Annotated in this window: 12 protein-coding genes; 9 read left to right on the forward strand and 3 right to left on the reverse strand. The window is 63.6% G+C overall.

The window, feature by feature from the left end:
• The first annotated feature begins 185 nt into the window (after positions 1-185).
• From DVH29_RS02115 to DVH29_RS02140, 6 genes are all read left to right on the forward strand, one after another.
• On the forward strand, positions 186-1,946 hold the full coding sequence (locus tag DVH29_RS02115) for an acetolactate synthase 3 large subunit (RefSeq protein ID WP_114644660.1): 1,761 nt from the start codon (positions 186-188) through the stop codon (positions 1,944-1,946).
• 59 nt (positions 1,947-2,005) lie between these two features.
• Positions 2,006-2,560 (forward strand): acetolactate synthase small subunit, encoded by a 555-nt coding sequence (gene ilvN / locus DVH29_RS02120; RefSeq protein ID WP_114644510.1) that lies wholly within the window; start codon positions 2,006-2,008, stop codon positions 2,558-2,560.
• Positions 2,561-2,660: 100 nt separating this feature from the next.
• On the forward strand, positions 2,661-3,404 hold the full coding sequence (locus tag DVH29_RS02125; protein WP_114644511.1) for a pyridoxine 5'-phosphate synthase: 744 nt from the start codon (positions 2,661-2,663) through the stop codon (positions 3,402-3,404).
• A gap of 264 nt (positions 3,405-3,668) precedes the next feature.
• A complete protein-coding gene (locus DVH29_RS02130) occupies positions 3,669-4,274 on the forward strand; it encodes an NADPH-dependent FMN reductase (protein ID WP_114644512.1) in 606 nt (201 codons plus the stop codon).
• A 133-nt stretch (positions 4,275-4,407) separates the two neighbouring features.
• Positions 4,408-5,355: an ABC transporter ATP-binding protein gene (locus DVH29_RS02135; RefSeq protein WP_114644513.1), complete on the forward strand. Its 948-nt coding sequence runs from the start codon at positions 4,408-4,410 to the stop codon at positions 5,353-5,355.
• Positions 5,352-6,113: an ABC transporter permease gene (locus tag DVH29_RS02140; protein ID WP_114644514.1), complete on the forward strand. Its 762-nt coding sequence runs from the start codon at positions 5,352-5,354 to the stop codon at positions 6,111-6,113. The genes DVH29_RS02135 and DVH29_RS02140 overlap by 4 nt, the downstream gene beginning before the upstream one ends.
• Positions 6,114-6,124: 11 nt before the next feature.
• Here DVH29_RS02140 and DVH29_RS02145 read toward each other — a convergent pair whose 3' ends face one another.
• Positions 6,125-7,438, reverse strand: a complete 1,314-nt coding sequence (locus tag DVH29_RS02145) for a glycosyltransferase (RefSeq protein WP_114644515.1) — start codon at positions 7,436-7,438, stop codon at positions 6,125-6,127.
• A gap of 140 nt (positions 7,439-7,578) precedes the next feature.
• Here DVH29_RS02145 and argC point away from each other — a divergent pair, with 140 nt between their 5' ends.
• The 3 genes from argC (at position 7,579) to DVH29_RS02160 (ending at position 11,624) form a co-directional block, all read left to right on the forward strand.
• Positions 7,579-8,631 carry an N-acetyl-gamma-glutamyl-phosphate reductase gene (gene argC / locus DVH29_RS02150; RefSeq protein WP_114644516.1) on the forward strand — a complete coding sequence of 351 codons (1,053 nt, stop codon included), beginning with the start codon at positions 7,579-7,581 and terminating at the stop codon, positions 8,629-8,631.
• Positions 8,632-8,797: 166 nt separating this feature from the next.
• Positions 8,798-10,012 carry an LL-diaminopimelate aminotransferase gene (locus DVH29_RS02155; RefSeq protein WP_114644517.1) on the forward strand — a complete coding sequence of 405 codons (1,215 nt, stop codon included), beginning with the start codon at positions 8,798-8,800 and terminating at the stop codon, positions 10,010-10,012.
• 265 nt (positions 10,013-10,277) lie between these two features.
• Positions 10,278-11,624: a homoserine dehydrogenase gene (locus DVH29_RS02160; protein ID WP_114644661.1), complete on the forward strand. Its 1,347-nt coding sequence runs from the start codon at positions 10,278-10,280 to the stop codon at positions 11,622-11,624.
• 9 nt (positions 11,625-11,633) lie between these two features.
• Here the strand turns inward: DVH29_RS02160 and DVH29_RS02165 are convergent, their stop codons facing one another.
• A complete protein-coding gene (locus tag DVH29_RS02165) occupies positions 11,634-12,497 on the reverse strand; it encodes an EamA family transporter (RefSeq protein WP_114644518.1) in 864 nt (287 codons plus the stop codon).
• A 201-nt stretch (positions 12,498-12,698) separates the two neighbouring features.
• On the reverse strand, positions 12,699-13,235 hold the full coding sequence (locus tag DVH29_RS02170) for a hypothetical protein (protein ID WP_114644519.1): 537 nt from the start codon (positions 13,233-13,235) through the stop codon (positions 12,699-12,701).
• Positions 13,236-13,245: the final 10 nt, after the last annotated feature.

The raw sequence follows: 13,245 nt of genomic DNA on the forward strand, positions 1-13,245 counted from the left end.
CTAAATTCGGAGACTTCCCGTGAAGACGGCACTTATTCTCGTAGTAGGCAGGCGCATCGCAACATGAGGGACTGACCCTCATGCCAATTGCGGTGCGCTGATCCAGGTCCCAAACGGGGCCTTTTTTATTTTCCAGAGTCCCGTTTTCCGGCGGGAGCGAAGCGAAGAAGCAGGGAGTGGCTGAAATGGCCGAACAGATGACCGGCGCCGAAATGGTGGTCCAGGCGTTGATCGATCAGGGCGTGGAGCACATGTTCGGGTATCCCGGCGGTGCGGTGCTGCCCATCTATGATGCGATCTTCCAGCAGGACAAGGTCAGGCACGTTCTCGTCCGGCACGAGCAGGGCGCGACGCATATGGCCGAGGGCTATGCACGATCGACCGGCAAATGCGGCGTGGTGCTGGTGACCTCGGGGCCGGGGGCCACCAATGCGGTGACCGGGCTGACCGACGCGCTGCTCGATTCCATTCCGCTGGTCTGCATCTCGGGACAGGTCGCGACCCCTCTGATCGGCTCGGATGCGTTCCAGGAGTGCGACACGGTCGGGATCACCCGCAACTGCACCAAGCACAATTACCTGGTCAAATCGATCGAGGACCTGCCGCGCATCCTGCACGAGGCCTTCTATATCGCGACCTCGGGCCGACCGGGGCCGGTTGTTATCGATATTCCCAAGGACGTCCAGTTCGCGCTGGGCACCTATCACAAGCCGCAGGCCAGGCCGAGCCATCCCACCTACAAGCCGCAGATCGAGGGCGATCTGGAGGCGATCAAGGTCGCGGTCGACCTGATGCTGCGGGCCGAGCGGCCGGTGTTCTATACCGGCGGCGGGGTGATCAATTCGGGAGCCGAGGCCAGCCGGACCTTGCGCGAGTTGGCGGAACTGACCGGGTTTCCGGTCACCTCGACGCTGATGGGGCTGGGCGCCTATCCGGCCTCGGGCAGCCAGTGGCTGGGCATGCTGGGCATGCACGGCACCTATGAAGCCAATATGGCCATGCATGATTGCGACCTGATGATCTGCCTCGGCGCACGGTTCGACGACCGGATCACCGGGCGCATCGACGCCTTCTCGCCCGACAGCCGCAAGATCCATGTGGATATCGATCCTTCCTCGATCAACAAGAACATCATGGTCGATATCCCCATCGTGGGCGACGTCAACCAGGTGATGGAGGAGATGATCCGCATCTGGCGGGCCAAGACCAACCAGCCGCGCACCGAGGCCATCGCGCCGTGGTGGAAGGAGATCGAGAAGTGGCGGCGCGTCAATTCGCTGGGCTTCACCAATTCCGACACCATCATCAAACCCCAGCACGCCATCCAGCGCCTCTATGAGGCGACCAAGGGCCGCGACGTCTACATCACCACCGAAGTGGGCCAGCATCAGATGTGGGCGGCGCAGCATTTCCATTTCGATCAGCCCAATCGCTGGATGACCTCGGGCGGGCTGGGAACGATGGGCTATGGCCTGCCGGCGGCGATCGGCGTGCAGGTGGCGCATCCGGACGCGCTGGTCATCGACATCGCCGGCGAGGCCAGCGTGCAGATGACCATGCAGGAGATGAGCACGGCGCTGCAGTATGAACTGCCGGTCAAGATCTTCATTCTGAACAACGAATATATGGGCATGGTGCGCCAGTGGCAGGAATTGCTGCATGGCGGGCGTTATTCGCATTCCTATTCGGACGCGCTGCCCGATTTCGTCAAGCTCGCCGAAGCCTATGGCGGGCACGGCATAAGGTGTTCCGATCCGGCCAAACTCGATTCAGCGATCGACGAGATGATCAATATCAGAAAGCCGGTGATCTTCGATTGCCGTGTGAGCAAGGAAGAGAACTGCTTCCCGATGATCCCCTCGGGCAAGCCGCATAACGAGATGATCCTGCCCGATACGGCCGATATCGGTTCGATCATCGACGAGCGCGGCAAGGTGCTGGTTTAGGGATGTGCCGCGCTCGCCAGGGGTGACGCGGTTAAGGGATTGAAAAAGGGACAATAGTCATGAACGCAAATTTGCTGCCGACCGGGTCGGTCTATTTCATGCCGTCGCAGACCGAGGCCGAGGAGCGGCGGACCCTGACGGTGCTGGTCGATAACGAGCCCGGCGTGCTGGCCCGGGTTGTGGGGCTGTTTTCGGCGCGCGGGTTCAATATCGACTCGCTCACCGTCAGCGAGACCGAGCACGACAAGCACCGCTCGCGCATCACGGTGGTGACGGTGGCAACGCCGAAGGTTCTGTCGCAGATCAAGCTGCAACTCGAGCGGCTGGTGCCGGTGCACAAGGTCCATGACCTCACCCAGGAAGGCAGCGCCATCGAGCGCGAGCTGGCGCTGGTCAAGGTCGCCGGGTCGGGGGATAGCCGCGTCGAGGCGCTGCGGCTGGCCGATGCCTTCCGGGCGCAGGTGATCGACGCGACCACCGAGAGCTTCGTATTCGAGATCACCGGAAAATCCTCCAAGGTCGAGCAGTTCGTGGCGCTGATGGTGCCGCTGGGGCTGGTCGAGGTGGTGCGCACCGGGCTGGCCGCGATCACCCGCGGACCCGAGGGTATGTAGAGCGACCAAAGTTCGGGTTTGCCACGAACCCGTTTCACGCTAGATGAAGGGCCGTGCGTTTCATGCGCATGGCCCTTCACCGTTTCGATCAAGCGTTTTCATGACCAAGCTCTCCGTCAATCTCAATGCCGTCGCGCAATTGCGCAATCGCCGCAACCTGCCCTGGCCGAGCGTCGTGGAGATCGCGCGGATCGTGCTCGATGCGGGCGCAGTGGGGATCACCGTGCATCCGCGCCCCGACGAGCGCCATATCCGGCGCTCCGACGTGTTCGATCTGGTCAACTTCCTGCGGGCCGAATATCCGGCGGCCGAGTTCAACATGGAGGGGTATCCGAGCGGCGCCTTCCTCGACCTCGTGGCGGCGGCCAATCCGCATCAGGTGACCCTGGTCCCCGACGCGCCCGAGCAGGCGACATCGGACCATGGCTGGGACTTCCTCGCTGAGCACGATCTCCTGGCGCGGAGCATTGCCGATCTCAAGGCGCCGGGGCGGCGGATTTCGCTGTTCTGCGATCCCGATGCCAGCCCCGCGGCGATCGCGGCGGCAAGGGAGGTGGGAGCTGATCGGGTCGAGCTTTACACCGGGCCCTATGGCGCGTGCTACGCCAACAGCACTGCGGCCGTCGAGGCGCTGTCCGATCTTGCCGCGACGGCGCGCGCGGCACGGGCCGCCAGCCTGGGGGTCAATGCGGGCCATGACCTGACGCTGAGCAATCTGCCTGCCTTCATGGACAGCGTGCCGGACGTGGACGAAGTCTCGATCGGCCACGGCATCACCGCCGATGCGCTGGTGTTCGGGTTTGCCGAGGCCGTGCGGAAATATCTCGGCGTGTTGCAGCAATAGGCCCCAGGCGTCGTTTCCCCACCACAAGAAGACTGTTCGCTTCCGTTGAACATTGACGGTGAAGCGTCGAGTTCGTTCGCGCAATATCGGTAAAATACGAGTATTTTCAATAGGTTGATTGGGAGGCCTTCGGGCTTGTCTTCCCGCGTGCGAAGCGCGGGCCGGCAACTGCTAACACCCATGTGCCTACTTGAGGTCGAGGGGCAAAGCCACATATGGAAGCGGTACTTACCTTTCGTAACCAATCCCAAAGGGAATGCTCAAATGTCCAAGCCCAAGATCGGCATCATCATCTCCTCCACCCGCGCGGCGCGCTTTGCCGACAAGCCGGCCCAGTGGATTCTGGAAAAGGCGCAGCAGCGCGGCGACGCGGATTACGAGCTGGTCGACCTGCGCGATTTCGACCTGCCGTTCTTCGACGAAGTGGCCTCCAATGCCTGGGTGCCCTCGCAGGACCCCAAGGCGGTCGCCTGGCAGAAGAAGATCGCCGAATTCGACGGCTATATTTTCATCGTTGCCGAGTATAACCGTTCGATCACCGGCGCGCTCAAGAACGCGCTCGACCAGGCCTATGTGGAGTGGACCAAGAAGCCGGCCGCCTATGTGGGCTATGGCTCGGTGGGCGCCGCTCGTGCCATCGAACAGCTCCGCCTGATCAACGTAGAGTTGCAGATGGTTCCCGTGCGCCAGGGCGTCCATATCAGCGGTTCGGAATTCTTCACCGTCTGGGGCGGTGGCAAGAACGAGCCCATGTCGGCCATCGAAGGCCCGGTCGGACCCAGCGTCAACGACATGTTCGACAATCTCGTCTGGTGGACCAACGCCACCAAGACGGCGCGCGAGGACGACGTTCGGCAGGCTGCCGAATAAGCCCGGCCAGCTTTTCAGTCTCGAACAGGGCCGTCCTTCGGGGCGGCCCTTTTTTTGCCGCGAGAGGCATCCAAGGGGTAGCCACCGCGCAGATCGCGCCTATATAGGCTGCTCCGGCCGGAGGGCGAATCCCATGAACATACAGACATCGACCACCGCTCCCGCGGTCTCCATAACGAGTCTGGACAAGACCTATGACACGGGTTTCCAGGCGCTCCGAGGCGTCGATCTCACGATCCGGCGCGGGGAAATCTTCGCGCTGCTCGGCCCGAACGGAGCGGGCAAGACCACGCTGATCGGGACGATCTGCGGACTGGTGCGGCCGACAGGCGGCCAGATTCTGGTCGGCGGCTATGATGTGCTCACCGAATTCCGCAAGACGCGCGCGATGATCGGCCTGGTGCCGCAGGAACTCACCACCGACCGATTCGAGACCGTGTGGGCGACGGTATCGTTCACCCGCGGCCTGTTCGGCAAGCCGCGCAACGACAAGGTCATCGAAAAGATCCTGCGCGACCTCTCGCTCTGGGACAAGCGCAACGAGAAGCTGATCGCGCTTTCCGGGGGCATGAAGCGGCGCGTCCTGATCGCCAAGGCACTGAGCCATGAGCCCTCCATCCTGTTCCTCGACGAGCCCACGGCGGGGGTGGACGTGGAATTGCGGCGCGACATGTGGAACGTGGTGCGCGAACTGCGCGAAGGGGGCGTCACCATCATCCTCACCACCCATTATATCGAGGAAGCCGAGGAGATGGCCGACCGGATCGGGGTGATCTCCAATGGCCAGATCATCCTCGTCGAGGAAAAGGCGGAGCTGATGCGCAAGCTGGGCCGGAAATACCTGGCCATCCAGTTGCAGGAGCCGATCGCCGAACTGCCGGGCGACCTCGCGGCCATGGGGCTGACCCTCGCGGAAACGGGCGACGAATTGCGCTACAGCTATGACAGCCAGTCGGACCGCACGGGGATCGCCAATCTCATGGCGGCGCTGAACGCGCGCGGCGTGCGCATCAAGGACCTCTCGACGCACCAATCCTCGCTCGAGGACATCTTTATCGGCCTGCTGAGGGACCGGACATGAATTTTTATGCGATCAAGGCCATCTATACCTTTGAAATGGCGCGCTGGTGGCGGACCGTCACCCAATCGATCATCTCGCCGGTGGTGTCGACCTCGCTCTATTTCGTCGTGTTCGGGGCGGCCATCGGCTCGCGGATCGAATCGGTGGAAGGGGTGAGCTATGCCGCCTTCATCGTGCCGGGGCTGATCATGCTGTCGCTGTTGCAGCAATCGCTCTCCAATGCCTCCTTCGCCATCTATTTCCCCAAATTTGCCGGGACGGTCTATGAAATCCTCTCGGCGCCCATCTCGCATGTGGAGACGGTGATCTCCTTTGTGGGGGCGGCGGCGACCAAATCGATCATCCTGGCGCTGATCATCCTCGTGACGGCCAATCTCTTCGTCGAAATTCATATCCAGCATCCGGTGTGGATGGTGGTCTTTCTGGTGCTGACGGCGGTGACCTTCTCGCTGATCGGCTTCATCATCGGCATCTGGGCCGACGGGTTCGAGAAGCTGCAGCTCATTCCCCTGCTGATCGTGACGCCGCTGGCCTTTCTGGGCGGCACGTTCTACTCGATCTCCATGCTGCCCGAGACCTGGCAGACGGTGGCGCTTTTCAATCCTGTGGTCTATCTCGTCTCGGGATTCCGCTGGAGCTTTTACGGCGTGGCCGATGTGGATATCGCCATCAGCCTCGGGATGACGCTGGTGTTCATGGCGGTGGCGCTGGCCATCATCACCTGGATTTTCAAGACCGGCTACAAGCTGCGCAGCTAGAATAAACGGAACTAAAGCGGCCGCCAGTCCTGGGCGAGGAGGGCGGGCTTGCGAACGCCCTTGGGGGTGTAATTGGCCATGACCCGCTCGATGACGGCGATCGCCTTGCCGGTGCCGTCCTCGGCGCGCAGCATTTCGCCGATCTTTTCCGCATTGCGGGCGTAGTCGGCGTTGGTGTCGAGCTGGGAAAGGGCATCGGCCAGCAGTTCGGGGGTCAGCTTGCGGCGGCGGACCGGCTTGGGCCCGCAGCCCAGATCGTGCACCCGGCGGCCCCAATAGGGCTGGTCGACCATTTGCGGGACGATGAAGGTGGGCTTGCCCAGATGCAGCCCGGCCGCCGTGGTGCCGGCGCCGCCGTGATGGACCACGGCCTTCACATGCTTGAACAATTGGTCGTGGGGCGCGCGGTCGATGACATAGACCCGATCGGCGGGCAGTTCGTCGGGCTTGATGCCGCCCCAGCCGCGGCCGACCACCACGCGCCCCGGCCAGATGCCGATGGCTTCGCGCAAGATGTCGGTGTTGCGGTCGGCTCCGAAGGGCATGGAGCCGAAGCCGACATAGATGGGCTGGGGGCCGGCCCCGAGGAAGTCCATGAACTCGGCGCTGGGCTGCCAGCCCGAATTGTCGGGCAGCATCCAGTAGCCGGTGACGATGGACGTCTTGGGCCAGTCGCGCGGGCGGGGGGAGAGGATTTCCGAATAGGCGTTGAGCGTCCACAGCGGGGTGCCGTCGGTATCCTTGAAAAAGCCGCCATTGCGGCGCGGACCGAGCCCCATCAGCTCCCGGCGCAGCTTGTTGCGCGGCAGGTTGTAATAGATTTGCTGCACGGTCATCGTCGAATAGGTGAGGCGGTTGATCGTCTTGCCGAAGGTGGGGCCGTAATAGATGCAGAGCGGGAATTCGCTGGTCGAATTGAGCGGCTGCAGGGCGGCGACGATGGCCGGGATATCGAGCGCTTCGGCGATGTCGATGGAAAAGCTGGTGTTCATGTTGAGGATGATGCAGTCGGCACCCTGCGCCATGTCCCAGGCGGCCCGCGCCGCCTGATTGACGATGCGCTGGCCCTGCTTGAGCAGGGTAGGGGCGTTGACCAGCAGGCTCTGGCTCATGGCCCGCTCGAACTGGGACTGCTTGACGAAATCCTGGATGGAATCGCCCAGGTCCCAGAATTCGATGCCATAGCCGGTGACCATGGATTCGAAATCGCGGGTCGTGCCCAGGATGACCGAATAGCCCTGATCCTGCATGGCGCGGGCAAGCGCGACATAGGGCTGAACGTCACCTTGCGTGCCGATCGTGGCCATCGCAATGCGCTTGGTCATCTTCACCTCAACTGGCTGCCGCAACCCGGAGCGAAAGGAACGGCCGGGAGGCAAGAGGGGTCATTTACTTTGCACATACAGAGCAGTAAGAGGACCCCATAGCGCGTCATTTACACAATCGGATAACGAGAGCAAGTCACATGCAGCCGCCCAAGACAGCCGCACTTCTGGGTGCTTCCGGATATACCGGGGCTGACCTGCTGCGCCTGGGCGTCCGTCATCCGGGGCTCAAATTCGTGGCGCTCACCGCCAATACCCATGCGGGAAAGCCCATGGCCTCGGTCTATCCCCATCTGGGCTGGGCCGGGCTGCCCGATCTGGTCGCCAATGAGGATGTGGATTTTTCCGGCATCGACGTGGTGTTTTGCGGCCTGCCGCACGGGGCGAGCCAGAAGCTGGTGGCTGAGATCATCGGGCAAAACCCTTCCATTCGTGTGATCGATATGGGGGCCGACTTCCGCTTCCGCAATGCCGCCGATTACGGTCCGGTCTATGGCGCCGATCACATCGCCCCGGAGTTGCAGGACGTGGCGGCCTATGGGCTGACCGAACACAATCGCGATGCGATCCGCGAGGCGCGCATCATCGCCTGTCCGGGATGCTATCCCACGGCGACGCTGCTGGCGCTGCTGCCGCTGGTCGCGTCCGGCGCGATTTCGACCGAGGACCTGATCATCGACGCCAAATCCGGCGTCTCCGGTGCCGGGCGGGCGCCCAAGCAGAACACGCTGATGGCCGAGGCCGGCGAGAGCGTCACGGCCTATGGGGTGGGCGTGCATCGGCATGCGCCGGAAATCGAGCAGGAACTGGCCCTTGCGGCGGGACAGCCGGTAGCGGTCAATTTCACGCCCCACCTCATTCCCATTGCACGCGGCGAATTGATCACCGCGCATGTGAAGCTGGGCACGGCCGCCAATGCCGACGCGGTGCGCGCCGTGCTGCGCGACGCCTATGAGGACGAGCCCTTCGTCAAGATCGCCGAGACGGGCGCCATCCCCTCGACTGGGCATGTGCGCGGGTCGAACTATTGTCTCATCAACGTGTTCGACGACCGCATTTCCGGCCGGGTCATCGTGATCGCGGCCATCGATAATCTGGTCAAGGGCAGCGCGGGGCAGGCGCTGCAAAACTTCAACGTGGCCTTCGGCTTTCCCGAGGCGACCGCTATCGAGGCTCTGCCGCTGTTCCCGTGATCAGCGACAGGGCCGGTAAAAACCACGGCGAGCGGCCGGTCTTTTCAGCGATGCGGACGCCCCGTTCATAGTTTCGACACCATGATACTCCGATAATCTTATCATCCCGCGCGGGCTTTGCGCCGCGGGCCAGTGGGATAGGATCGCTATCCCGGACGAGGACAAAATGAGCGAAGAATTCCATCGCATCCGCCGCCTGCCGCCCTATGTGTTCGAGCACATCAACCCCATCAAGGCCAAGGCGCGCGCCGAGGGGGTCGATATCATCGATCTGGGCATGGGCAATCCCGACCTGCCGACCCCGCAGCACATCGTCGACAAGCTTAAGGAAACCGTGGCCAATCCGCGCACGCATCGTTATTCGAGCTCGCGCGGCATTCCCGGACTGCGCAAGGCGCAGGCGTCCTATTACGGCCGCCGCTTCGGGGTGAAGCTCGATCCCAACACGCAGGTGGTGGCGACGCTGGGCTCCAAGGAGGGCTTTGCCAACATGGCCCAGGCGATCACCGCGCCGGGCGACGTGGTGCTGGTGCCCAACCCGACCTATCCCATCCATTCCTTCGGCTTCATCATGAGCGGCGGCGTCGTGCGCTCGATGCCCGCCGACCCCAATGAGGATTTCCTGCGCTCGCTCGACCGCGCGGTGCGCCACTCGATCCCCAAGCCGATCGCTCTGATCCTCAACTACCCGGCCAACCCGACCGCCTATGTGGCCTCGCTCGACTTCTACAAGGAGGTGGTCGACTATTGCCGCAAGCACGGCATCTTCATCCTGTCGGACCTTGCCTATTCCGAAATCTATTTCGATGACGAGCCGCCGCATTCGATCCTGGAAATCCCCGGGGCGATGGAGGTGTCGGTGGAATTCACCTCCATGTCCAAGACCTTCTCCATGCCCGGCTGGCGCATGGGGTTCGCGGTGGGCAATGAGCGGCTGATCGCCGCGCTGGCGCGGGTGAAGTCCTATCTCGATTATGGCGCCTTCACCCCGATCCAGGTGGCGGCGGCGACGGCTCTCAATGGCGATGATTCCTGCATCGAGGAGGTGCGCAAGATCTACAAGCATCGCCGTGACGTGATGGTGGAGAGTTTCGGCCGCGCCGGCTGGCAAATCCCCTCGCCGAAGGCCACCATGTTCGCCTGGGCGCCGATTCCGGCTCAGTATGCCGATCTGGGCAGCCTCGAATTCGCCAAGCTCCTGATCCGCGAAACCGGTGTCGCGGTGGCGCCGGGGGTGGGCTTCGGCGAATATGGCGACCAGTATATCCGCCTCGCCTTCGTCGAGAACGAACAGCGCATCCGCCAGGCGGCCCGCGCCATCAAGAAGTTCCTGACCGGCGGTGCGACCCATCACAATGTGGTGCTCATCGCCCAGCGCTGACCACTCTCCGATTGCCCGGTTGCTACACGGTCTCTTGACCGTGTAGGCAATTTCCTATTGAGGTGTGCCGAAGACAGTCAGGATCAGGCGCGAGGCCATGGGCGATATCGAGAATTTCAGGGCGGCGGTGGAGAGCTTTCTGAGCAGGACGGGCTGGTCGCCGACCCGGTTCGGGCGCGAGATCGCCGGCGATCCGCTGTTCGTCTTCGACCTGCGGGACGGGCGCGAGCCGCGCACCGATACGCGCGAGCGCATCGCCAAGGCCATGGCCAGCCATGAGAGCGGGAATGGCGACGACCGTCGTCCGCTGCGGGTGGGGATTTCCGGGCTCGGCACGGTGGGCGCCGCACTCATCCGCATCCTGACCGAAGACGGCGAGGCTATCGCCCGCAAGCTGGGGCGCCGGGTGGTGGTGACGGCGGTTTCGGCCCGCTCGCGCTCCCGCGACCGGGGCGTGGATATCTCCGGCTTCACCTGGTTCGACGATCCCGTGGCTCTCGCCAAGTCCGAGGATATCGACCTTTATGTCGAGCTGATCGGCGGGGAGGACGGGCCGGCCCTCGCCTCGGTGACGGCGGCGCTCGAACGCGGGACCTCGGTGGTCACCGCCAACAAGGCGCTGTTGGCGCGCCATGGCACGGCGCTGGCCGGACTGGCGGAAAAATGCCATGTCCAGCTTGGGTTCGAGGCGGCGGTGGCGGGTGGCATCCCGGTGATCAAGACCCTGCGCGAGGGGTTGGGTTCGGCGGCGATCACCCGCGTCTACGGCATCATGAACGGCACCTGCAACTATATCCTCACCCGCATGGGCAATGAGGGGATCGGCTTTGAGGAGTGCCTCCGGGACGCGCAGGATCTGGGTTATGCCGAATCCGACCCGACCTTCGATATCGAGGGGTTCGACACGGCGCACAAGCTCGCCATCCTGGCCAGCCTGTGCTTCGAGACCGAGATCGCCGCGGACCAGGTGATGGTCGAGGGGATTTCGCGCATCACCCAGGCCGACATCAAGGTGGCGGCCGATCTGGGCTACAAGATCAAACTTCTGGGCATGGCCCGCAAGGTGGAGGACGGCATCGAGCAGCGTGTGCACCCCACTCTGGTGCGCAAGTCGAGCGCCATTGCCGGGGTCGATGGCGTGTTGAACGCGGTGGCGCTGGAAACCAACCATGTGCAGGAATTGCTGCTGGCCGGGCCGGGGGCGGGGGGCGAGGCGACCGCGGCGTCGGTGCTGTCCGACATCCTCGATTTCGCGCGCGGGGGGCATGTGCCGCCGCTCGGCGTGCCGGTGGCTGAGCTCGACCCGTGCCAGCGCGCGCCGATGCGCATTCACGAGGGCGGCTATTACATTAGGCTCAACGCCAAGGACGTGCCGGGAGCGCTGGCGGCGATCGCGACACGCATGGGCGAAGGCAATATCTCGCTCGAAAGCGTCATCCAGCGGCCCGATTTGCGGGCGAGCGAGCCCGGGGTTCCCGAGGAGAATTCGCGCACCGTGGTGCTGATCACCCATGAAACGCTGGAAAGCGCCGTGCGCGACGCCCTGGAGAGGATCGCCAGGGACGGGTTCATCGTGGGACAGCCGCAACTGATCCGCATCGAGGAATTCTGATCTGGCCGGTCATCCCCCCGAAAGGGCGAGGATGGCCGTGCCGCAGACGATCACCAGCCCCCAGGCGAGGCGCCATTTGAGCCGGCCCTCGCCCAGAAGGATGCTGCCCGCGAGGACCGAAAGCACCACGCTGAGCTCGCGGGTGGGCGCCACATAGGCGACCGGGGTGAAGGTCATGGCATACAGAACCAGGATATAGGCGAGGGGCGAGAGGATGGCGATGGCCAGCACGCCGGCCCGGTGATCGCGCCAGTGCTGCCGGACCAGGGCGCGGCGGCGATGGGCGATGGGGGCCAGCAGCACGGCCCGGCTGATATTGGTTGCGTAATCGAGGATCAGCGGCGGCACGAGGAGGATGGAGACGGCATAGGCGTCCCACACCGTATAGCTGCCGATCAGGACGCCGGTCGACAGTCCGAAGGCTAGAGAGGAAGAGGGGCGACGGGCCCCTGCCTTGATTCCGCCGCTGAGCATCAGCACGCCGAAGACGATGATGGCGGCGCCGACGGCCATTGGCGGGGTCATGACCTCGCCGAGGACGAGGACGGCAAAGCTCGAGGAGAGCAGCGGGCCGGTGGCGCGGGCCACGGGATAGACCAGCGACAGGTCGCCCTTGCGGTATCCGGTTTGCAACATCAGGAAATAGCCTAGGTGTATCAGGGCGCTGCCGAGGGTGAAGCCGATCTGGAGCGGGCCGAATTCAGGGCGCTCGGCGATGACCACCCAGAGCAGCAGCGGCAAATAGAGCAGGCTGGAAATGGTGGAGAACAGCCAGATCAGTTCGGCACCGCCATTGATGCGCTTGACGAACAGGTTCCAGGTGGCGTGACAGCACGCGGCAAGGAGGACGAGGGAGAGACCAGAAATCGGCATGGCAGACCTTGGGTTTCGAACAACAGACGCGACTCATCGCGCCCGTTCCATCCCCTCTGGTCTTTTCGTCCTCGGGTGTCCGCCGTCTCGGCTCATAACGGCGCTCGGTCCTGCAAATGGATCCCTAGCCGCACATGGACAGGCTGTGTGATGTTAATCGGAAGGGGTGGCGAGGGGCAAGCCCTCGCCGGAAGCCAGGATTTATGGAAGGCCGAGGACCTCACGGGTGCGGGCCTCGGCGGTGTTGCCGGCCTGGATGACCCCGGCGCTGTCCTGGCCAAGGGCGCGGGCCGCTTCCTCGGCCGCGTTGCGCACATTGGCGACGATTTCGAGCTTCTGCTCATCGGTGAGGTTCTCGTCGCGCAATTCGGCCGCGTTGTCGACCAGGGCGTCGATCTGCACGGCGATGGCGCTGGAGGCCGAGGACATCTGGTTGGTCAGCGTGTCGAGGGCTTCATTGCCCATTTCGACGAGATCGTCGCCGGCCCGGTTGGTTTCTTCCATGATCGATTCGAACGTCTGCTGGGCGTCCTGCTCGATCTCCTCCCGGCGCTGCTGCATTTCCTGGGGCGACATCAATTCGTCGGTGTCGACGGGCTCGTCTTCCACCGGCTCGGCAAAGGATTCGGGGTTGCCGGCGTCGGGATTGGGCTCGGCGGGGGCTGGGGTCCGGTTGTCGCAGGCAGCGAGCGCGATGACGGAGACCAGGGCCAGGGGCAAGGCGAAACGGACGATCATATCAAATCCC

It is taken from the genome of Pelagibacterium lacus (assembly GCF_003345525.1).
Classification (GTDB): domain Bacteria; phylum Pseudomonadota; class Alphaproteobacteria; order Rhizobiales; family Devosiaceae; genus Pelagibacterium; species Pelagibacterium lacus.

Bases quoted from the DNA above. Each gene is read 5' to 3' on its own strand.
- DVH29_RS02115 (WP_114644660.1), top strand. From the start codon at position 186: ATGGCCGAACAGATGACCGGCGCCGAAATGGTGGTCCAGGCGTTGATC.
- ilvN (WP_114644510.1), top strand. From the start codon at position 2,006: ATGAACGCAAATTTGCTGCCGACCGGGTCGGTCTATTTCATGCCGTCG.
- DVH29_RS02125 (WP_114644511.1), top strand. From the start codon at position 2,661: ATGACCAAGCTCTCCGTCAATCTCAATGCCGTCGCGCAATTGCGCAAT.
- DVH29_RS02130 (WP_114644512.1), top strand. From the start codon at position 3,669: ATGTCCAAGCCCAAGATCGGCATCATCATCTCCTCCACCCGCGCGGCG.
- DVH29_RS02135 (WP_114644513.1), top strand. From the start codon at position 4,408: ATGAACATACAGACATCGACCACCGCTCCCGCGGTCTCCATAACGAGT.
- DVH29_RS02140 (WP_114644514.1), top strand. From the start codon at position 5,352: ATGAATTTTTATGCGATCAAGGCCATCTATACCTTTGAAATGGCGCGC.
- DVH29_RS02145 (WP_114644515.1), bottom strand. From the start codon at position 7,438: ATGACCAAGCGCATTGCGATGGCCACGATCGGCACGCAAGGTGACGTT.
- argC (WP_114644516.1), top strand. From the start codon at position 7,579: ATGCAGCCGCCCAAGACAGCCGCACTTCTGGGTGCTTCCGGATATACC.
- DVH29_RS02155 (WP_114644517.1), top strand. From the start codon at position 8,798: ATGAGCGAAGAATTCCATCGCATCCGCCGCCTGCCGCCCTATGTGTTC.
- DVH29_RS02160 (WP_114644661.1), top strand. From the start codon at position 10,278: ATGGCCAGCCATGAGAGCGGGAATGGCGACGACCGTCGTCCGCTGCGG.
- DVH29_RS02165 (WP_114644518.1), bottom strand. From the start codon at position 12,497: ATGCCGATTTCTGGTCTCTCCCTCGTCCTCCTTGCCGCGTGCTGTCAC.
- DVH29_RS02170 (WP_114644519.1), bottom strand. From the start codon at position 13,235: ATGATCGTCCGTTTCGCCTTGCCCCTGGCCCTGGTCTCCGTCATCGCG.